Genomic DNA, 19,453 nt, shown 5'->3' with positions numbered 1-19,453 from the left:
CCGACCAAGGTGCAAACCGCAACCCGACCAAGGTGCAAACCGCAACCCGACCAAGGTGCAAACCGCAACCCGACCAAGGTGCAAACCGCAACCGCTCCACAAACCGGTCTACCGTGACGCGGGGTCTGGGGGCTCGGCCCCCAGTAGAAATGCGAGGAGCCCCCGGTCCGCGGTCTACGCGGACAGAGGGCTCCCGGCTCCGAGCGGGTGACGGGAATCGAACCCGCGCTGTCAGCTTGGGAAGCTGATGTTCTGCCATTGAACTACACCCGCAAGCTGCCTCACTGTACCCGATTATCCGTCTCGTTGGCGGCACGGCCCCCGGGGTTCGCTGTGTTGCTCCGGTGCGGAGTGAACGATGCTGGTGGCTGGGGGTGTCGCCGGGACGGGGAGTGCCGGGGTGGGGGCGGCTCAGACAGGCGATCCGGTGGTCGGTGGATCAGGCGAAGGCTGGGATCAGCTGGCTACCGCCAACGGGCGGTGGGTGTGGCGTGGGGCCTTCCACGTGCGGGCGTACGCCGGCAGGAACGGGGTCGCCGCCAATGGGAGGGCTCCGGCTGGGCCGTGGTTGCGGAGCATGGCTGTCGCTATCGTCAGCTCGAAGAGGCGCCAGTCGACGTCGGGGGAGGCGTGCAGGGTGCCGGCCAGGTGGGCGATGGTGCGGGGGTCGCGGACCGGGACGGCTCGGCCGGTCACTGTCGCCTCGTCGTCGTTGTCCTCCGGTGGGTAGGCGTGCAGGGCGTAGCGGCCGTCGCGTTCCAGGTCGCGGCGCTTCGGGGAGTCGACGACGAAGCAGTAGAGGCCGGTCTCGGTGAAGACCGGCGACACCGGATGGACTCGGGGGCCGCCGTCGGGGCGGATCGTCGCGAGGTAGCCCATGCCGGGGCCGTACTGCTGCAGGAGCGCACGGATGCCGTCAGCGAGCGCCGGCTCGGCTGCGGCGAAATCGGACCAGGAAGCCATGGAGGCATTCTATCGAACATACGTTCGAGGCAGCCAGCGAACACGCCGATTCGGGCAGCTCCGGCCCGGGTCGGTATGGTGATCGGATGCTCCTCTCCGACCGTGACCTGGTCTCAGAGATCAAATCCGGTGGCTTCGCCCTGGAGCCCTACGAACCGTCGCTGATGCAGCCGTCCAGCGTCGACGTCCGGCTGGATCGATTCTTCCGGGTTTTCAACAACCATCTCTACACCCACATCGATCCGGCCGAGCAGCAGGACGAGCTGACCGCCCCGGTCGAGGTCGAGGATGGTCAGCCGTTCGTGTTGCACCCGGGCGAGTTCGTGCTGGCGTCGACGCTCGAGGTGGTCACTCTCGGGCAGGCGCTGGCCGCCCGTCTGGAGGGCAAGAGCAGCCTGGGGCGTCTGGGCCTGCTCACCCATTCGACGGCCGGCTTCATCGACCCGGGCTTCTCCGGCCACGTGACGCTGGAACTCTCCAACGTGGCCAATCTACCGATCAAGCTCTGGCCGGGGATGAAGATCGGGCAGCTGTGTGTCTTCAGGCTGTCCAGCCCGGCCGAGCACGCCTACGGGTCGAGCGTCTACGGCTCCCGCTATCAGAATCAGCGGGGCCCGACGCCGAGCCGGTCGGCACTGAATTTCCGGACCTGGCCGACCATCTGACGGCGCACGGGCCGGCCCCGGGTTGCAGCGACATCGAGGATCTGCTCGATCTCGGCGGCACTGAGCCCGCCCGTCGGCACCGGCAGCAGACGGGCGCCGCGCAGCCGGAAGAGCAACTGCCCGGAGAGTTCGTCAACAGAACGGACAGCCTGCCAGGCGTACGCGTGCCGGCTCTCGGGGTCAGCGCTGGCGATCCCGCCTTCGCTGATCTCGTAGCTGGTCACCCGCCCGGAGCGCAGCCCGCGCGCGGTGTGGTTGAGCAGGATCACCGGGACGGCCACGGCGAGCAGAGCCCCGCCGGCCAGCAGCACCGGGTCGAGTTCCCCGGTGACGGCCTGTGCGAGCAGGGCGTACAGCAGCAGCGCCCAACCGCCGAGCCGGGCGGCGAGCACCGGCCGTCGCAGGCCGTGCCGGGTGGCGGCCGCGTTCAGCGCCGCGTCCGGAACCGCGGTGATCTGGATCTGCATCCCGGAAAAGTAGCCCCGACCAGGGCAAATCGTCAGGGGCCGGATGGTCGGTTCTAGGATGGCGAACGTGTATCTGATGATCTCGACGTACCTGAAGCCGCTCGCTGAAGTCGATGCGGCCCGTGCCGATCACCTGACCTTCCTCGCGGGGCTGGAGGAGGCCGGTTACTCGGTCACCGCCGGGCGGATCGACCCGCCGACCGGCGGCATCATCCTGCTGGACGTGGACACCGAGGCCGAGGCCCACGCGCTGATCGCCGAGGACCCGTATGTCAAGCAGGGCCTCGCCGCCTACACCGCCACCGGCTGGCACCCGGCCCGCGGTGCGCTGGCCGGTTACCAGCGCATCCGGAAAGAAAGCTAGGGCCGGAAAGACAGCTAAAGATCCATCCCGGTCAGCAGGCTGCGGATGGACAGCTCGGTAGCGACCGGCGGTGGGCACTCGGCGACGATGACAGCCGTGCCCAGGTACCGATCGCCGAGCAGTTTCCGCAGACCGCGGGCCTGAGCCCCGGTGGCCGCCCAGTCGTCGACGACCAGGACGCGGTCATCGGGGCCGATCAGCCTCTCCCGTACGCCCAGGCGCTGCACGTCGCCGCGGTGGTCGCTGGGGACGTCGGCCCAGATCATCGGCTCGGCGATGGCCCGGCGGGCCCCGGCCCGGTACGCCTCGACGAAGCCCACCCCGAGCGCCCGTGCCACCAGCGGCCCGACCATGAATCCGGTGACCTCGGGCGACACCACGACGGTCGGCGCGGAGTCCGCGAACAGCCCGGCCAGGCCGTCGCCGAGTCCGTCGAGGATCCGCGGGTCACGCCACCAGCCGGAGCGGTCGCTGACGAGGTAGTCGCTTCCGGGGCCGAGGTCGGTCCAGCGGAAGGCCGTTCGGAGAAGATCACGGAGATCGTCGGTCACGGAGCCATCCTGTCACCGGCTGTCGCCCTGGTTGGACCGACCGAATGACGCCGGTACCTACGGCAGGTCAGAATGCGCTCAGCCTACGGGTCAAGTTGATACCCGACGTGCGGCTGATCGGGCATGCTGGTCGGCGAACCATGTCTACTTTCCTGGCGGGACGACGCCCGCTGAGCCCTGGGAACCGCGCCGGTGTCGGCGCGGCGCTCGTGCTGCTCGCCGTCGTGTCCGCCGTGGAGCTGGCCGAGGAGCCCCGGCAGGCGGATTTTGTCGGCCTGCTGGCGGCGGTGCCGTTCCTGGCCGCGGTTTTCGCGGTCTGGCAGATGGTGCTGGCGTCCGGTGTGCTCGCGACTGTGGTCGGTGCGGTCTTCGTCGGGATGGCCGGCCTGCAGACCGGCATGGTCGGCCTGGTCAATCTGATGGGCATCGTGCTGGCGACGGGGGTGGCGGCGGCCGGCGCGACGATCCGGGAGCGGCAGTCCGACCGGATCGCCGAGCTGTTGCGGCTGGCGGCGGTGGCCCAGCAGGCGGTGCTGCGGCCGATCGGTCCGCAGGTGGGCGCGCTGGCGATCTCCGGGCGCTACATCTCCGCGACCGCCGCCGCCGACATCGGTGGTGACCTCTACGAGGCGCTGAACACGCCGTACGGCGTGCGGATCATCATCGGCGACGTGCGCGGCAAGGGCCTGGACGCGGTACGCCTGGCGAGCATCGTGCTGGGTTCGTACCGGCACGTGGCGTACGAGCGGGCCGATCTGCGCACGATCGTGCAGGACCTGGACCGCGCGGTGGCCCGCAGTGTCGGTGACGAGGACTTCGTGACGGCGGCTCTGGTCGAGGAGCGCGGCGGCACGCTGACCATCGTCAACTGTGGACACCCGGCCCCGTTGCTGTTGCGCCGGGGCCAGGTGATCCCGCTGGAGCCGCCGGCGCCGGCGCCTCCGCTGGGTTTCATGCCGGAGGTGAAGGCCCGGGTGGAGCGTCTGGAGCCGGGCGACCGGCTGCTGCTCTTCACCGACGGGCTGGGCGAGGCGCGCCGGGAGGGCGAGTTCTTCCCGACCGCCGACCGCGCGTGGCGCCTCCTGGGCCACGGCACGGTCGGCGACGGGCTGGCGTCGCTGGAGACGGCGCTGGTGGATTGGGTGTACGGCCGTCTCGAGGACGACATCGCACTGGTGTTGCTGGAGTACGCCGGCCCGGACGGCGGCACTGCCGTCTCGGTACCGAGCTGGGAAGTCGGCGCGGCCGGTAGTTAGGCCGCGGCCTTGTCCTGAGCGTCCGGCGCCGGCGAGACGACCGGAACGGGCGCCGAGGCGACCGTGGCCGACTGGTTCGGCGTGTGCTCGGGCTGACGGTGCCGCCCGACGTAGTTGCGCGGCTGGTTCGCCTGGCGAGGTTCCGGGATCAGGCTTTTGATCGTGGCGAACATGGCATCCCCCTGCTCGTGGCTGTCTATCCATGGAAACGACCCGTGCGGGCCCGCGATACGCCGGCCGCGTGTCGAAGTAGGCAAATGGCCGAACGGCTGTATCGGTCGCCATCTGATCGGACGGACAACCGCCCCGTCCTGGTGGGCCCATCGGTAAACCCTGGCCGGGTTGTCGGTACCTACCGATCAGTAATACAGTGGGGTTACTGACGGGTAACTCGCGTCCGGGAGAGCGGGGCCAAGCACCATGACGCACTACAAGAGCAACCTTCGGGACCTCCGGTTCAACCTGTTCGAGGTCTTCGGGGCAGATCAGTCACTCGGCCGGGCGCCGTTCGACGAGATCGACGTGGAGACCGCCAACGACGTGCTCTCCGAGGTCGACCGGCTGGCCCGCGAGGACCTCGCCGCCAGCTACGTCGACGGTGACCGCAACCCACCGGTCTTCGACCCGGCCACGCACACCGCGCCGCTGCCGGAGTCGTTCAAGAAGTCCTTCGCGACGTTCATGGCGTCCGAGTTCTGGCGGCTCGACCTGCCGACCGGTCTCGGTGGCAACCAGGCGCCGCGCAGCCTGGTGTGGGCGGTCGCCGAGCAGATCCTGGGGGCCAACGCCCCGATCTGGATGTATTCGTCCGGTCCGTCCTTCGCGCACGTGACCTGGATCGAGGGCACGCCGGAGCAGAAGGAGTGGGCCAAGCTCTTCGTCGAGAAGCAGTGGGGCTCGACGATGGTCCTCACCGAGCCGGACGCCGGGTCGGACGTCGGTGCCGGTCGCGCCCGCGCCATCCCGCAGGCCGACGGCTCGTGGCACATCGAGGGCGTCAAGCGCTTCATCACCTCGGGTGAGCACGACCTGAGCGACAACATCATCCACTACGTGCTGGCGCGCCCGGTGGGTGTCGAGGGCGCCGGCGGCCCGGGCACCAAGGGCCTGTCGCTGTTCATCGTGCCGAAGTACCACTTCGACCCGGCCACCGGCGACCTGGGCGAGCGCAACGGCGTCTACGCGACGAACGTCGAGCACAAGATGGGCATCAAGGTCTCCAACACGTGTGAGATGACCTTCGGTGAGCACGGCACCCCGGCCAAGGGCTGGCTGCTCGGCGAGGTGCACCAGGGCATCCGGCAGATGTTCATGATCATTGAGAACGCCCGGATGATGGTCGGCACCAAGGCGATCGCCACCCTGTCCAGCGGCTACCTGAACGCGCTGGAGTACGCGAAGAATCGTGTCCAGGGCGCCGACCTGGTGCAGAACACCGACAAGGCGGCTCCCCGGGTCACCATCACCCACCACCCGGACGTACGCCGGTCGCTGATGCTCCAGAAGTCGTACGCCGAGGCGCTCCGGGCCCTGGTCATCTATACGGCGACCTGGCAGGACAAGGTCTTCATCGCGCAGGCCGCCGGTGACGAGAAGGCTGCCAAGATCGCCAGCAGCGTCAACGACTTCCTGCTTCCCCTGGTCAAGGGCGTCGGATCCGAGCGGGCGTACGAGTTGCTGGGCGCCGAGTCGCTGCAGGTCTTCGGCGGGTCCGGCTTCCTGCAGGACTACCCGCTGGAGCAGTACGTCCGGGACGCGAAGATCGACACCCTGTACGAGGGTACGACCGCGATCCAGAGCCTCGACCTGATCTTCCGCAAGATCGTCAAGGACGGCGGCCGGACGCTCGGCACCATCGCCGCCGAGATCCAGGGCTTCGTCGAGAGCGAGGCCGGCAACGGTCAGCTCAAGGACGAGCGGCTCGCCCTGGGCAAGGCGCTCGGCGAGATGCAGACCATCCTCACCGTGGTCCTGGGCTGGCTCGGCGCCGTGCAGAACGGGGAGGCCCGCGAGCTGTACAAGGTCGGCCTGACCTCCCGCCGGATTCTGCTGGCCCTCGGCGACGTGGTCCTGGCCTGGCTGCTGCTGCGGCAGGCCGAGGTGGCGCTGAACGCGCTGAACACCGAGGTCTCCGAGGCGGACCGGAAGTTCTACACCGGCAAGGTGGCCGCGGCCCGCTTCTTCACCCGCGAGGTCCTGCCCCGGATCGGTTCCGACCGCCGGATCATCGAGAACACCACCCTCGACCTGATGGACCTGGACGAGGACGCGTTCTGACCAGACTTTTCCCACTCTCCTGAAAAAGGGCGAGGCCCCGGCGGACAACGGCGTCCACCGGGGCCTCGTCTTTTCGGATGATACGGAGGCGTACCGGCGAGTCCTAAGATCGTCCTCGATCTCCTCAGTGGACTGATGTACGGGGGCCTGCTGGTGCGTCTTCTTTCCTCCTCGCTGGCCGCCGCCCTGATGGTGGGTCTCGCGGTGGGTCCGGCCTCGGCCGCGCCGATCGAGGACCTGCTGTGGCCGGGGCGCCTGGTGGTGGGCATGCTGCCGACCACCGATCCGGCGGCGGTCGTGAACCGGATCGGTGACCTGGCGCTGGGCAGCCGCCCGGTGCCGGGAATGGACGCGATCGTGGTCGACGTGCCGCCGGAGAGCCGCCTCGAAGCGGGCGAGCGGGCCAGGGCGGGCGCCGGGATCCGGTTCGCCCAGCCGGACGTCCGGGTGACCACCGGTGTCGTGCCCGGTGACGCCGCCACCGCCGGGTCGCTCGACACGAGCCGGGTGACCGCGGCCCGTACCTGGGGCGCCGGCAGTCCGGACACCGTCGTCGCGGTGCTCGGTACCGGGGTCAGCCCGGCTCAGGGACTTCCCGCCGAGCGGATCCTGCCGGGGCGCGACTTCGTGGACGGTGACACCGACGCCTCCGACGAGGACGGGCACGGCACGCTGGTCGCCGGCATCATCGCCGGCGGTGGTGACAGCGGGGTCTGCGGCGGGTGCCGGGTCCTGCCGGTCCGGGTGCAGGACGATCCCGGCAGCGGGACCGGCGTGGACCTCTCGGCCGGCATCGTGTGGGCGGCCGACCAGGGCGCCCGGGTCATCATGGTCGCCGGCACCGCCGATTTCTTCAGTTACCTGATGCGGGACGCCGTCCAGTACGCCCAGAAGAAGGGCGCCCTGATCATCGACGCGGCCGGCAACACCGGCACCTCGCAGCCGCAGCACCCGGGCACCTTCCCCGGTGTGCTCACGGTGGCCTCGGTGGACGGCGCCGGCCGCAAGAGCAGCAACACCAACGTGAACAACGGCTTCTACATCGAGGTGGCCGCCGCCGACAACCTGCGGGTGCCCGGCGCCGCGGGAGCCGACCGCTACCTGGCCGGTTCGCCCGCGTCGGCCGCGGTCGTCGCCGGAGCCGCCGCGCTGGCCTTCTCCGCCCGGCCCGGCGCGACCGCGGCCCAGGTGAGCGACGCGATCGTGGCGGGCGCGGTGCCCAGCCCGGAACGGCACTACGACCCGCCGATCCTGGACGCGGCCGACCTGATGAGCCGGTTCGGGGCCGCGGACACGGTGAACCCGGTCGTGGTGTCGACCGGGCTCACCGAGGGCCGGATCTCCGCGGAGCCGATCACGGTGGATCCGATGGTGACCGACGACCACGGGGTGGCCCGGGTCGCGGTCCTGGTCGACGGGGTCGTCGTGGGTGAGCGGAAGACCCCATGGGACCAGCCGATCCGGGTGGACGCCCCGGCGGACTGGAGCGGATCGCGGGAGATCACCGTCCGGGCGTACGACCACGCCGGCAACGTCGCCGAGAAGAGCACGACGGTCCGTTTCGACACCGTCGCGCCCACGGTCTCGATCGTCTCTCCGGTGCGGGGTTCGATCGTGCGCAATCCGGTCGACGTGGTCGTCACGGCGAGCCCCGACACGACGAGGGTGCTGGCTTCCGGCGTGGCGATGACCCGTGCGCCGGGCACCGACACCTGGACCGCGACGATCCGGGTCCCCCCGGGCGGGGGCGGGCTGTTCTCGGTCGACGCCTACGACGAGGCCGGCAACATCGGCAGCGCGAACTTCGAGGGCTGGGCCGACGAGCAGGCGCCGACCGCCACCGGGATCAGCCCGGCCGCGAACACCCGGGTCCGGGGCGCTGTCACGACGACGATCTCCGGGGTCACCGACGACGTCACCGGAGTCGCGTTTGCCGAGCTCTGGGCCAACGGGAAGCGCGTGGGCCGGGACACCACCGCGCCCTACTCGCTGAAGACCGCCGGCGGGGCGTACTCCGGCCGTCTCGATCTGCTCTGGAAGTTGACCGACAAGGCCGGGAACGTCCGCGCCTACACCCGGACGGTGATCGCGGACAACGCCGGGCCGACTGTCTCGATCACCAAGGCACCGAAGAACAGGGCCAGGGTCGAGGGGACCGTCGCGGTCTCGGTCAAGGCGTCCGACGCCGCCGGGGTCGCGCGGGTCGAGCTGCTGGTGAACGGCAAGGTGGTGGCGAAGGACGCGACGGCCGGTTACCTGTTGAAGGTCCAGGTGAACAAGCAGAGCAAGACCATGAAGGTCCAGGTCCGGGCGTACGACAAACTGGGGAACGTGAAGTCCACGACCACCCGGACCCTGGTACCGGAAGTAGGTTTCAGCCGCGGGCGGTGTGGGACCGGGTGAGGCGCATCGAGCCCGGTTCCGCCGAGGACCACGGCTTCTCCCCGGTGTGCACGGCCAGCCCGGCGGTCTTCATCTCCAGGACCGTGCCGGTGTACTGGTCGTCCGGCAGTAGCAGAGCGGACACTTCGGACATGGTCGGGTTGTGGCCGACCACCAGAACCGTGCGGATCGTGTCCGGAACCGCCTTCAGCAGTTCGAAGACCTCACCGCCCCGGCCCAGGTACATCGAGTCCTCGTAGTGCACCTCGGGCCCCGGGCGGGCCGACGGCGCCTGCCCCAGGGCGATGGCGACGCCCTGCCAGGTCTGCCGGGTGCGCTTGGCCGGGGAGCAGATCACCAACTCCGGGTGCAGTCGCTCGTCGGTCAGCCAGGCGCCGGCCGCGTCGGCGTCGGCGTTCCCGCGTTCGGTGAGCGCGCGGTCGTAGTCGTCGAAGTCGCCAGGGGTCTCGGCCTTGGCATGGCGCAGCAGAATGAGCGTCCGCGTGGTCATCCGAACAGCTTGCCTGATTGGGATTCGGCACGTGCGGGTAAACGCTGCTTCGACGCATTCATCACGGTCGAGCGATCGGCGCCCGGCCGAGCGGACACCCACCCGAGGAGGGTCCGATGGGCATCGGTGCGAGCATTTTTCTGATCGCTCTGGGCGCGATCCTGGCGTTCGCTGTGGAGGCGGACATCAGTGGCCTGGACATCGGTGTGATCGGCTGGATCCTGATGCTGGCCGGTTTCGCCGGTCTGCTGATCACACTGTTCTTCTGGAGCAACCGTCGCCGCACGACCGTGGTCACCCGGCAGCAGCAACAGCCCGTCGCCGGTCCTGGTTACACCTCCGAGTACCGCGAGGTTCGTCGCGACGACGTTCCCCCGCCGCCGCCTCCCGCGTACTCCTGACGAAGCCATGAGGTCCGGGCCCCTGATCGCAGGGGCCCGGACCTCATGCGTACAGAGCGAAGTAGACCGCGATGTGGTGGCAGATCGCCGCGACCAGCGTGCAGGCGTGGAAGAACTCGTGGTGGCCGAAGACGGTCGGCCACGGGTTGGGGCGGCGCAGCGCGTAGAAGACCGCGCCGATCGTGTAGATGGCGCCACCGACGAGCAGCAGCACCAGGCAGGTGACCCCGCCGACGTGCAGCACCTCGGGGATGATCGCGACCGCGACCCAGCCGAGTGCCACGTAGAGCGGGGCGCCGACCCAGCGCGGCAGGTGCGGCCAGATCATCTTCAGCGCGACACCGCCGAGAGCGCCGCCCCAGACCAGGCTGAGCAGCACGACCTGGGTGGTGCCCTCGAGCAGCAGCACACAGAACGGCGTATAGCTGCCGGCGATGAAGATGAAGATCATCGAGTGGTCGGCGCGGCGCATGATCTGGTAGCCACGCTCGCTCCACACCCGGCGGTGATAGAGGGCGCTGGTGCCGAACAGGCCGCACACCGTGATGCTGTAGATCAGGCAGCTGAGGAACGGGGAGATGCCTGGCCTGCTCAGCGCGATCGAACTGAGCACGGCGCCGCAGACCAGTGCGACGAAGAACGCGTACTGATGCAACCGACCGCGTAGTCGCGGCTTGCCGAGGTCGGTCGGCTTCATCCGGAACGGGGCTGAGGTCGTCACGGGATCCAGGTTACGGCACCGTAGGTTACTAGTGGGTAGTGATGCCGGATACGGTTGACTCCACCGGATGATTTCCCCATGAAGATACGACGGGTGGGGGCCTCCGGACTGCTTATCGAATGTCCGGACGCCGACCGGGTGGAAGACTGGCGGGCCGAGCTGTGGCGCCGCCGGGAGACCGGCGAACTGCGGGTCACCGAGATCGTCCCGGGCGCCCTGACGGTCCTCCTCGACGGCGTCGCCCCGGGCACGGAAGCGCTGCTCACGGCGTGGGAACCGGCTCCCGGCGAACGTCGTACCGGCGGGCCGGTGGTGAAGATCCCGACGGTTTTCGACGGCGCTGATCTGGACTCGGTCGCCGCACTCTGGCGGGTCACTCCGGACGAGACCGTGCGACGGCTGACCGAGACCCGGCTCACCGTCGCCTTCTCCGGCTTCGCGCCCGGTTTCGCCTATCTGCGTGGTTTCCCGGATGACTGGGCGGTCCCCCGGCTCGACGCTCCACGTCCTCGCGTGCCGGTCGGATCGGTCGCCCTCGCCGGTGGCTGGGCGGGCATCTACCCCACGGCGTCGCCCGGCGGGTGGCGGCTGGTCGGCACCACCGATCAAACCCTTTTCGACGTACGCCGGGAGCAGCCCGCCCTCCTCACCCCCGGCACACGGGTCCGGTTGGTGGCGAAGTGATCACCGTGCTGCGGGCCGGCCCGCTCACCACCGTGCAGGACCTCGGCCGTCCCGGCTGGGCCCACCTGGGCGTGCCCCGCTCCGGCGCCCTCGACGCGCCCGCCCTGGGGCTCGCCAACCGCTTCGTCGGCAACCCCGACGACGCGGCCGGGCTGGAGACCACGCTGCTCGGGTGCACCCTGCGGTTCGCCGCGCCGGCCCTGGTCGCGGTGACCGGGGCGCTCGCCGCGATCGACGTGGACCAGCGGCCGGTGGAACGGCCGGGCGGATGTCAGCTGTTCGAGGTACCGGCCGGTGGCGTCGTCGACATCGGGCCGGCGATCCGGGGCGTGCGGTCCTACCTCGCCGTGGCCGGGGGCATCGTCGTCGAACCGGTGCTGGGCAGCCGCTCCACCGACACCCTCTCCGGGCTGGGGCCGGACCGGCTCACCGACGGGGCCGTGCTGCCCGTCGGGACGGCCACCGGGGCGCCGGCGGTGGGGGAACCGGCCCGGATCGGCGGGGAGTTCGTGCTCGGACTGCGGCGCGGACCGCGGGACGACTGGTGTGATCTCACCGGGCTGTTCGGTACCCCGTACACCATCGGGCCGTTGAGCAACCGGATCGGCACCCGGCTGGCCGGCACCGCCCTGACCCGCGCGAAGGCCGGCGAACTTCCCTCCGAGGGCGTGGTGCTCGGCGCGGTGCAGGTGCCCGCCGACGGCCGGCCGATCGTCTTCCTCGCCGACCACCCCACCACCGGCGGCTACCCGGTGATCGGCGTGGTCGACGACGTGACCCCCCTTGCCCAGGCCCGTCCGGGGACTACCGTGAGATTCCGTGAGCTCGACTGACCACTGGATCGACCTGAACGCCGACCTCGGCGAGGGCTTCGGCGCCTGGCGCCTCGGCGACGACGACGCCCTGCTCGACGTGGTGACCTCGGCGAACGTGGCCTGCGGCTTCCACGCCGGCGATCCGTCCACGATGTACCGGGTGTGCCGGCGCGCCGCCGAGAAGCGTGTCGCGGTCGGCGCCCAGGTCGGCTACCGCGACCTGGCCGGCTTCGGGCGGCGGCGGATCGACTACGACCGGCACGAGCTGCGCGACGACATCCTGTACCAGATCGGTGCCCTGGAAGCGTTCTGCAAGGCCGCCGGCGACCGGGTGCGGTACGTGAAACCGCACGGCGCCCTCTACAACACCGCCGCCGTCGACGTGGTCCAGTCGTCCGCGGTGATCGACGCGGTGCTCGCCTACGACGCCGGCCTGCCGGTGCTCTGCCAGCCCGGATCGGTGCTGGCCGCGCGCGCCCTGGAGGCCGGGCTCACGGTGATCGGCGAGGGCTTCGCCGACCGCGGTTACCTGCCCGACGGCCGTCTCGTGCCCCGCAACCGGCCGGACGCGATCGTGCACGACCCGGACGACGTGGTGGCCCGGGTGGTGCGGATGGCCGTCGACGGCGAGGTGATCGCCGTCGACGGTACCGTCACGCCCTGCCCGGTCCGCTCGATCTGCGTACACGGCGACACCCCGGGCGCGGTCGACCTGGCCCGCGCGGTTCGCACCGCCCTGGCCGACCACCTACCGGTTCAGTCCTTCTGATCGCTTCCGGTCTCGTCGATGCCGCGCAGGATCAACGGCAGGCGCTGCGGGCCCTCGCGGTCGATCACGATCGGCACGCCCCAGTCCTGCCGGGTCAGGTGACAGGCGCCGAACTCGGCGTCCACGTCGCACGTCGCGGCCTGCGCGACAACCTGCAGGACCCCTTTCGGTACGTCCGGGTTGAGCACGAGTCTGCGCGACAGGTCGGTGGTGACACCCTCGCCCTCCAGCAACAGCTCGGCCGGTGACGCCGACACCGTCAGGCGCAGCGGCGAACCGAACTGGCTGTCCAGCTTCTGCCCCGGCGCCGGCGTGAAGATCACGTCCAGGGTGACCTCGCCGGGCGCCAGGTGCGACGGCGGGCGCTCGGTCCGGTGCCGCTCCCCGGTCACCGTCTTGACGACGCCGGGCGCCAGCCGGGTCAGCCGGTGCGCGGCCGACTCCACCACGATCACCGTCCCGTCCCCGGTGACCAGGACGTCGCTCGGCTCGGCCAGCCCGGAATCCACCGTGGAGACCTCGCCGGACGCCGGATCGAAACGCCGGACCGCGCCGTTGTACGTGTCCGCCACCAACACCGAACCGTCGGCCAGAGCGGTCACCCCGAGCGGATGCTGGAACAACGCCTCGGCTGCCGGGCCGTCCACGTGACCGAAATCGAACAGTCCCTGACCCACCGCGGTGTGCATCACCCCGGCCTCGACATAGCGCACCGCCGAGGTCTCACTGTCGGCGATCCACAACCGTTTCTGATCAGCGCTCACCGACAGGCCGGACGGCTGGGCCATCCACACGTCCGGGATCGGGCCGTCGCGCAGCGCCTCCACCGTCGTACCGGCCCAGACGCCCACCGTGCGTTTGATCGGGTCGAACCACCACAGCTGGTGGATGCCCGCCATCGCGATCACGATCTTGTCCTCGAACCACGCCACGTCCCACGGCGACGACAGATCCGCCGCCAGGGCGTCGTGCGCATGATCGTCGACCGTCGACCGCCACGGCCGGCCCGAACCCGCCACCAGGGTGATCTCCCCGGTCGTCAGGTTGATGCCGCGCAGCTGGTGGTGGACGGTGTCGGCGACCACCACGTCGTAACCGGCCGTGGACGCCACCGCCGGCGGCAACAGGGTCAGGCCCTGCGGCTCGCTGAACGGCTCACCCCGGGTGCCGGACCCGAACCGGCGGACCAGCGTCTCCCCGTCCGCGGACAGCTCCACCACCGAGTGCCGGGCCGAATCCGAGACCAGCAGGTTGCCGGTCGGCAGCTCGATCACCTTGCCCGGGAAGCGCAGCAGACCCTCCGGCGCGGGCGGCGGAACGTACGGCCCGTCGCCGCGGTGCAGGGTGCCACTCGCCTCGTGCTTGGTGATCAGCTCGCCGATCAGGCGGGACAGCCCCTCGGCATGCCCCTCGCCCGCCATCGACGAGACCAGGTAGCCCTCCGGGTCGACCACGGCCAGCGTCGGCCAGGCCTTCGCCGCGTACTGCTGCCACAGGTGCATGTCACCGTCGTCCACCACCGGGTGGTGCACGCCGTACCGCTCCACCGCGGCGGCCAGCGCCTGCGGGTCACGCTCGTGCTCGAACTTCGGCGAATGCACGCCGATCACCCCGAGCGCGTCGCCGTACTTCTCCTCCAGCGGGCGAAGCTCGTCCAGGACGTGCAGACAGTTGATGCAACAGAACGTCCAGAAATCCAGGACCAGGATCTTTCCGCGCAGATCGGCCAGAGTGAGAGCCTTACCGCCGGTGTTCAGCCAACCGCGACCCTTGAGTTCGGGCGCACGCACGCGAAATTCCATCCCGCCATGGTGCCCTACCCGCATGAACGAACCAGGCCCCGGCTCTGCCGAGCGGGACCTGGTTCACGTTCTACTGCCGGTCGGTTGTTCCTCTTCGGTCTCAGATGTTCTCCGTCAGGCCTCAGGTGTTCTTCTTCAGGCAGAGCACCTGGTCACCGCTGTCCTTCGGGATCACGATGTACGGCTGGGTGGCGTCACCGCACTGGTCCTTGGACGCGACGATGCTCGTCACCTGGAAGGTGTCCGGGTCGGTGCACGCCGCCACCACCGGAGTGGTGCCGTTGCGCTTCACACACTGCCCCTGGGACACCTTGAACTCGTCGTCACCGGAGATCAGGTAGACCAGGCCGAACACCACCGCCAGCAGGATGCCGGCACCGAGCACGACGGCCAGGGCCACCGGGATCGTCCGTACGTTCGTCTTCGCCGGAGGCGGCGCCGGGGTCTCCGACTTGAACTGGTCGAACTTGTCCTGCTCGTCGGACGGGCCGGGCCAGCTCGTGGTGTCCTCCGGGCCGGGCGGCGTCACCGTGGCCCGGGCCGCCGGGCTCCCCGGAAAGGCGTTGGTCTGGTCACCGGGCATCGGCGGCAGCGCGGGCGCCGGGACGTACGGCGAGTCACCGCGGCCGGACACGTCGGTGGTGTGCTCGCTGTACTGGTCCGCCGGAGCGCCACGACCCGCGTCGAACGGCGGGCCGATCGGCGAACCGAACTGGTCGTTGCCACCACCGAACGGCGGGGCCGAACCGGGGAACTGCGGCGAGCCAGGCATCGCCGAACCCGCACCCGGCGCCGGGAACTGCGGCGAACCCGGCATCGCGAACGGCGAATCGGCCTCCGGCGGGGTCACCCGGGCGCTCGCGCTGGCGCGGGCGGACGCCCGGGCCGGGGACTGCGGGGCCACGCCCGGAAGAGTGCCGTCACCGGGCTGCGGGAACCCGCCGGACTGCTGCTCACCGTCGTTCTGCGGCGTCCCGAAGACACCACCCTGCGGTGCACCGAACCCGCCGTCCTGCTGCGGCGTGCCGAACCCACCGTCGTTCTGCGAGCCGCCGAAGCCGCCGCCCTGGGGTGATCCGAAACCGCCGTCGTTCGGGGGCGGGGTGAAGCCGCCGGACGGCTCCTCACCGCGCTGGCCGAAGCCGTTGTCGTTCGAACCGCCGAAACCACCGGGCTGAGCCTGGCCACGCTGCGGCAGACCGAAGCCACCGGACGGGTTCTCACCCTGCGGCGCTCCGAAACCACCGCCCTGCGGCGTGCCGAACCCGCCGGACGGACTCTCGCTCTGCTGCCCGCCGAAACCGCCCTGCGGAGAGCCGAAGCCGCCGTCGCCCTTCGGAGAACCGAAGCCGCCGTCGCTCTGCGGAGCGCCGAAACCGCCATCGTTCTGCGGGGCTCCGAAGCCGCCGGACGGCTTCTCGCTCTGCGGGGTGCCGAAGCCGCCACCCTGCGGCGAGCCGAAGCCGCTGTCGTTCTGGGGTGATCCGAAACCGCCGGACGGGCCCTCGTTCTGGGCGCCGAAACCGTCGTTCTGCGGCACACCGAAGCTACCGACCGAAGCCGCGCCACGCTGCGGCAGGCCGGACTGGTTCTCAGCCGGCTGGCCACCGAAAGGAGTCTCTTCGGAACGGGAAGAGCTCGCCGAATCTCCCTCCGAGTCGTCGGGGGCGGACGCGGCGGGACGGCCGTAGACACGAGCCTGCGGCGCGGACGCGGCGGGCGGCGGCATCTCGGCGGCCTCGGTCGGGCTGACCCGGCCGGGCACCGAGGCGCTGGCCGTCACCGGACGGGCCGAGCCGACCGCGGGCTTGGCGCCGGGCTCACGCGGCTGCGGAACCGACGACGCGCCCTGCTGGTCACTGCCCGGCGTGCCGGACTGCTCGCCACCCAGAGACGCGGAGGCCGCACCGGGGAAAGCCCCGGAGCCTCCGGAACCCGCGGCACCGGAGAAAGCCCCGGAGCCCGCAGTACCGGAGAAGGAGCCGGCGGCACCGGGGAAGGCCCCGGACGAGCCGGAGAAGGAGTTGGAGTCGGCCGAGCCGCCGAAGGAGTCCGAACCGCCGAACGACGAGCCGGCCGAGGATCCGGAGGAGTCACCGTAGGGCGAACCGGCCGACTCACCGTAGGGCGAGGAGGCCGCGGGGGCACCGTAGGCGCCACTGACCGGAGCGGCTCCGGCGGAGCCGAACGTCGAGGCGCCCGGGTTGCCGCTGACCGGCGAGGACCCGGCAGAGCCGAAGGTCGAGGACCCGGACGTGCCGTTGAACGCGGAGGCGTCCGGCGAACCGCTGAAGTCCGAGGAGGCGCCGAACGAGGACCCGGGCGTGCCACTGACCGAGGCGGACCCGCCGAACTGCGGCGTTCCCGGCGTGCCACTGACCGGCGCGGATCCCCCGAACGGTGAGGCGCCGGCCGAGGAGTCACCGAACGGCGAGGTGCCGGGCGAGGAACCGGACGGCCCGAACGACGAGGAGCCCGGGGTGGTCGCACCGAACTGTGCGGAATCGGACGAGCCGCCGGCCGCAGCGGAGTTACCGAAGGGCGACCCGCTGGCCGGTGAGGACCCGAACTGTGACGAGCCGGGTGCACTGCCGAAGGGCGAACCCGTGGCGGGCGAAGAACCGGACGGCCCGAACGACGAGGAACCCGGGGTGGTCGCGCCGAACGGCGACGAACCCGGATCGGCCGGGGCTGGAGCGTTGGACGACAGACTTCCCCCAGAGGCAAGGGCCGCACCGGGCACACGCTGCGGGTATCCGGCAGCGGAAGCGGGCGGCTGGTCCGCGGCGGACGAGGCGGAAGTGGACGATCCGGCCGCATGTGAGCCGGAGGTGGGCGAACCGGCCGCATGGGAGCCCGATGCGGACGAGTCGGCCGAGTGGGAGCCGGTTGCGGGCGAGCCGGGTGCGGAGGACGCGAACGGCGAGGTCCCGAACGGCTGCTGGCTACGAATCGGCAGGTCCAGGCTGGGCTGAGCCCCGGACGGCGTGCCGAAGGCCGGCTGCGAGGCCGCCCCGAAGCCAGGAGTGGCAGACCCGGACTGCGTCCCGAAACCGGGCGTGGCAGAACCAGGCGTCCCGAAACCCGGCGTGGCAGAACCAGGCGCGCCGAAGCCGGGCGCGGCAGAACCGGGCGTGGCAGAACCAGGTGTGGCGAAACCAGGCGTGGCAGAACCGGACGGGGTGCCGAACTCGAGCCCGGTGGGCCCGGACGGGGTGCCGAACGCGGGCTGCGAAGAGCCCGGCGACCCGGCCGGGTCGGTGCCCGGACCGGCGGGTGCGCGCAGCGGGAACCCGCCACCGTCGCCACGCCGGGACGGGAACGAGTCGGCGGCCGGCCGGGAGGCGTCAGCCGACGAGTCGGAGGACTTGGCGGTCTGCTGCATCCAGCTGTTCTGTGCGGGCCCGGCGGTGAACCCGCTCTGCCCGGTGGAACCGGTGGACGTGTCCGGCAGATCGGAGAGGCTGGCGCCGGGAACCCGCACCGGCTGGTCACCGAAGGCCGAGAAGGAGCGGCCGAGACCGCCGTCCTCGGGGGCGGTGGCGCCGGGCGTGCGGGTCGGCAGCCCGTTGGCCGTGGTCTTGGGCGCCGCGAAGCTGGACGGAGTCTCGGCGGGCGAACCACCGAAGGAGGAACCGGGCGGGCTGGCAGCCGGGGTCCGCGTGGGCAGACCGGAGGCCCCGAACGGAGACGGCGCCTGCTCACCGGCACCCTGCGGGGCGGCCGGTGGCGAGAAAGAAGCAGCCGGCGGCGGGAAGGACGCGGCCGAGTCGGAACCCGAAGGCGCCCAGGCGGGCTGCGCTCCGGACGACGGCGCGGGCGTGGACCCGTACGGCGGAGGTGGTGTCCCGGGTTGTCCGTTGGAGGGCGAGACCGTGCCGTAGGGCGAGGCCGCCTCGGGAGCCCCGTAGGGCGAGGCGTTCCGCTGCGGCAGGTCACTCTCCGGTGCGGGCACACGGGCCGACCCGTACGACGTGCCGCCGGTGGGGTTGGGCCCCGCGCCGAACGAGGAGACCGTCGGAACCACGAACGGCGAACCCCCACCGGGGGCGCTGGCCGGCGGTGGCCCGTAGGAATTGGGGAAGCCCTCAGCGGGTGACGGGGCCGATGCGCGGCCCGCGGTGCGCTGGTCGGGCCCACCCGACGTCGGTCCGCCCGACGTGGCCTCGGCCGGCTGACCGGCGTGCTGCCCCTCGGACGTCATATGCGCCTCCTCATCGATGCGGCCGTGCCAGCTTTGCACGGACGCGACCCCAGCGGCGACTTTCCGCCGTTGGGTCGTGCCAGCTTCCGGTACCCGCCGTGTCGGGCTGAATGCCCGCCGTGCCGGACCGGAATGCTGCGGCCACCGATGGCCCCGGTTTCCCCGGGCCGACCGGCCGAGCCGGATCAGGGACCGTGCCCACGGTACCGGGCGCTCGCGGCGGGAGGAATCCCGGTATACGCCCCGGAGGGACCGTAGGCGGATCTTCGAAAGTGTGATTTGACACGAAACGGCCCGCCCGAGTCACCCGGGCGGGCCGTTTCGAGAGGTGGAAGCGGGGCGGGTCAGGAGACCCAACGCCGCTGGGCGATGACGGCGATCTCGTCGCGCATCGCCTGGGTCGGAGCGCCGGCGAGAGCGCGGTCGATCGCGCGGTTCTGGCGGCTGATCATCCGACGCTGACGGAAGCGGTCGATCATGGTCTGGGCGGTGCTCATGACGTGCTCTTTCCTCCGGCGGTGACCGGTTTCGCTTTGACGAGCGTCGCCGACCGCTTGTGGCGGTGGCGCGCGTCCCGCTGTTGAGTCCATTATGCGCGGACGAGCGGGACGCCGCCACCGA

The 19,453-nt window shown here is 71.0% G+C and carries 18 protein-coding genes and 1 tRNA gene; 9 read left to right on the top strand and 10 right to left on the bottom strand.

What is annotated here, in order from left to right; translation table 11 throughout:
- Nucleotides 1-202: 202 nt before the first annotated feature.
- Both Aco03nite_RS35645 and Aco03nite_RS35640 read right to left on the bottom strand, forming a co-directional pair.
- A tRNA-Gly gene (locus Aco03nite_RS35645) sits at nucleotides 203-273 on the bottom strand.
- Nucleotides 274-456: 183 nt separating this feature from the next.
- Nucleotides 457-963 (bottom strand): pyridoxamine 5'-phosphate oxidase family protein, encoded by a 507-nt coding sequence (locus Aco03nite_RS35640; RefSeq protein ID WP_203803868.1) that lies wholly within the window; start codon nucleotides 961-963, stop codon nucleotides 457-459.
- Nucleotides 964-1,049: 86 nt separating this feature from the next.
- Between Aco03nite_RS35640 and dcd the strand changes: the two genes are divergently transcribed.
- Nucleotides 1,050-1,628, top strand: a complete 579-nt coding sequence (dcd, locus tag Aco03nite_RS35635) for a dCTP deaminase (protein ID WP_203803854.1) — start codon at nucleotides 1,050-1,052, stop codon at nucleotides 1,626-1,628.
- Here the strand turns inward: dcd and Aco03nite_RS35630 are convergent.
- The gene (locus Aco03nite_RS35630) at nucleotides 1,568-2,095 is read right to left on the bottom strand and encodes a YcxB family protein (RefSeq protein ID WP_203803851.1); all 528 of its coding nucleotides are present in this window, start codon (nucleotides 2,093-2,095) and stop codon (nucleotides 1,568-1,570) included. The genes dcd and Aco03nite_RS35630 overlap by 61 nt on opposite strands.
- A 58-nt stretch (nucleotides 2,096-2,153) precedes the next feature.
- On the opposite strand from Aco03nite_RS35630, the gene Aco03nite_RS35625 reads away from it, so the two are divergent.
- A complete protein-coding gene (locus Aco03nite_RS35625) occupies nucleotides 2,154-2,459 on the top strand; it encodes a YciI family protein (RefSeq protein WP_203803841.1) in 306 nt (101 codons plus the stop codon).
- A gap of 14 nt (nucleotides 2,460-2,473) precedes the next feature.
- On the opposite strand, the gene Aco03nite_RS35620 is transcribed toward Aco03nite_RS35625, so the two are convergent.
- A complete protein-coding gene (locus Aco03nite_RS35620) occupies nucleotides 2,474-3,010 on the bottom strand; it encodes a phosphoribosyltransferase (RefSeq protein WP_203803838.1) in 537 nt (178 codons plus the stop codon).
- Nucleotides 3,011-3,150: 140 nt separating this feature from the next.
- On the opposite strand from Aco03nite_RS35620, the gene Aco03nite_RS35615 reads away from it, so the two are divergent.
- Nucleotides 3,151-4,266 (top strand): PP2C family protein-serine/threonine phosphatase, encoded by a 1,116-nt coding sequence (locus Aco03nite_RS35615; protein WP_203803835.1) that lies wholly within the window; start codon nucleotides 3,151-3,153, stop codon nucleotides 4,264-4,266.
- Here the strand turns inward: Aco03nite_RS35615 and Aco03nite_RS35610 are convergent.
- Complete coding sequence (locus tag Aco03nite_RS35610) at nucleotides 4,263-4,439, bottom strand: hypothetical protein (protein ID WP_203803830.1); 177 nt, start codon at nucleotides 4,437-4,439, stop codon at nucleotides 4,263-4,265. The genes Aco03nite_RS35615 and Aco03nite_RS35610 overlap by 4 nt on opposite strands.
- 247 nt (nucleotides 4,440-4,686) lie before the next feature.
- On the opposite strand from Aco03nite_RS35610, the gene Aco03nite_RS35605 reads away from it, so the two are divergent.
- Together Aco03nite_RS35605 and Aco03nite_RS35600 are read left to right on the top strand one after the other, a co-directional pair.
- Nucleotides 4,687-6,543: an acyl-CoA dehydrogenase gene (locus Aco03nite_RS35605; RefSeq protein WP_203803826.1), complete on the top strand. Its 1,857-nt coding sequence runs from the start codon at nucleotides 4,687-4,689 to the stop codon at nucleotides 6,541-6,543.
- Between the two features lie 153 nt (nucleotides 6,544-6,696).
- A complete protein-coding gene (locus tag Aco03nite_RS35600; protein ID WP_203803822.1) occupies nucleotides 6,697-8,946 on the top strand; it encodes a S8 family serine peptidase in 2,250 nt (749 codons plus the stop codon).
- Here the strand turns inward: Aco03nite_RS35600 and Aco03nite_RS35595 are convergent.
- Nucleotides 8,918-9,436, bottom strand: a complete 519-nt coding sequence (locus Aco03nite_RS35595) for a SixA phosphatase family protein (RefSeq protein ID WP_203803813.1) — start codon at nucleotides 9,434-9,436, stop codon at nucleotides 8,918-8,920. The genes Aco03nite_RS35600 and Aco03nite_RS35595 overlap by 29 nt on opposite strands.
- A 116-nt stretch (nucleotides 9,437-9,552) precedes the next feature.
- Here Aco03nite_RS35595 and Aco03nite_RS35590 point away from each other — a divergent pair, with 116 nt between their 5' ends.
- Nucleotides 9,553-9,837 carry a DUF6458 family protein gene (locus tag Aco03nite_RS35590; protein ID WP_203803799.1) on the top strand — a complete coding sequence of 95 codons (285 nt, stop codon included), beginning with the start codon at nucleotides 9,553-9,555 and terminating at the stop codon, nucleotides 9,835-9,837.
- Nucleotides 9,838-9,880: 43 nt separating this feature from the next.
- Here the strand turns inward: Aco03nite_RS35590 and trhA are convergent, their stop codons facing one another.
- A complete protein-coding gene (gene trhA / locus Aco03nite_RS35585) occupies nucleotides 9,881-10,558 on the bottom strand; it encodes a PAQR family membrane homeostasis protein TrhA (RefSeq protein WP_203803797.1) in 678 nt (225 codons plus the stop codon).
- A 78-nt stretch (nucleotides 10,559-10,636) separates the two neighbouring features.
- Between trhA and Aco03nite_RS35580 the strand changes: the two genes are divergently transcribed.
- Genes Aco03nite_RS35580 through Aco03nite_RS35570 form a run of 3 tightly spaced genes read left to right on the top strand, consistent with a single transcriptional unit; the run spans nucleotide 10,637 to nucleotide 12,826 of the window.
- Nucleotides 10,637-11,242 (top strand): 5-oxoprolinase subunit B family protein, encoded by a 606-nt coding sequence (locus Aco03nite_RS35580; protein WP_203803786.1) that lies wholly within the window; start codon nucleotides 10,637-10,639, stop codon nucleotides 11,240-11,242.
- The gene (locus Aco03nite_RS35575) at nucleotides 11,239-12,075 is read left to right on the top strand and encodes a 5-oxoprolinase subunit C family protein (RefSeq protein WP_203803784.1); all 837 of its coding nucleotides are present in this window, start codon (nucleotides 11,239-11,241) and stop codon (nucleotides 12,073-12,075) included. Before Aco03nite_RS35580 ends, Aco03nite_RS35575 begins: the two co-directional genes overlap by 4 nt.
- A 7-nt stretch (nucleotides 12,076-12,082) precedes the next feature.
- A complete protein-coding gene (locus tag Aco03nite_RS35570) occupies nucleotides 12,083-12,826 on the top strand; it encodes a LamB/YcsF family protein (RefSeq protein ID WP_203803879.1) in 744 nt (247 codons plus the stop codon).
- Here Aco03nite_RS35570 and Aco03nite_RS35565 read toward each other — a convergent pair.
- The 3 genes from Aco03nite_RS35565 to Aco03nite_RS35555 all read right to left on the bottom strand — a co-directional run bounded on the left by Aco03nite_RS35565 (nucleotide 12,814) and on the right by Aco03nite_RS35555 (nucleotide 19,329).
- Nucleotides 12,814-14,628 (bottom strand): NHL domain-containing thioredoxin family protein, encoded by a 1,815-nt coding sequence (locus Aco03nite_RS35565; protein WP_203803782.1) that lies wholly within the window; start codon nucleotides 14,626-14,628, stop codon nucleotides 12,814-12,816. The genes Aco03nite_RS35570 and Aco03nite_RS35565 overlap by 13 nt on opposite strands.
- 121 nt (nucleotides 14,629-14,749) lie before the next feature.
- Nucleotides 14,750-18,832: an LppU/SCO3897 family protein gene (locus Aco03nite_RS55075; protein ID WP_275415934.1), complete on the bottom strand. Its 4,083-nt coding sequence runs from the start codon at nucleotides 18,830-18,832 to the stop codon at nucleotides 14,750-14,752.
- A 344-nt stretch (nucleotides 18,833-19,176) separates the two neighbouring features.
- On the bottom strand, nucleotides 19,177-19,329 hold the full coding sequence (locus Aco03nite_RS35555; RefSeq protein ID WP_203803780.1) for a hypothetical protein: 153 nt from the start codon (nucleotides 19,327-19,329) through the stop codon (nucleotides 19,177-19,179).
- Nucleotides 19,330-19,453 lie beyond the last annotated feature (124 nt).

It is taken from the genome of Actinoplanes couchii, assembly GCF_016862075.1.
Taxonomy (GTDB): Bacteria; Actinomycetota; Actinomycetes; order Mycobacteriales; family Micromonosporaceae; genus Actinoplanes; species Actinoplanes couchii.
Note: the sequence above shows the minus strand (reverse complement) of the source record. Positions and strands in the feature narration are given on the sequence as shown.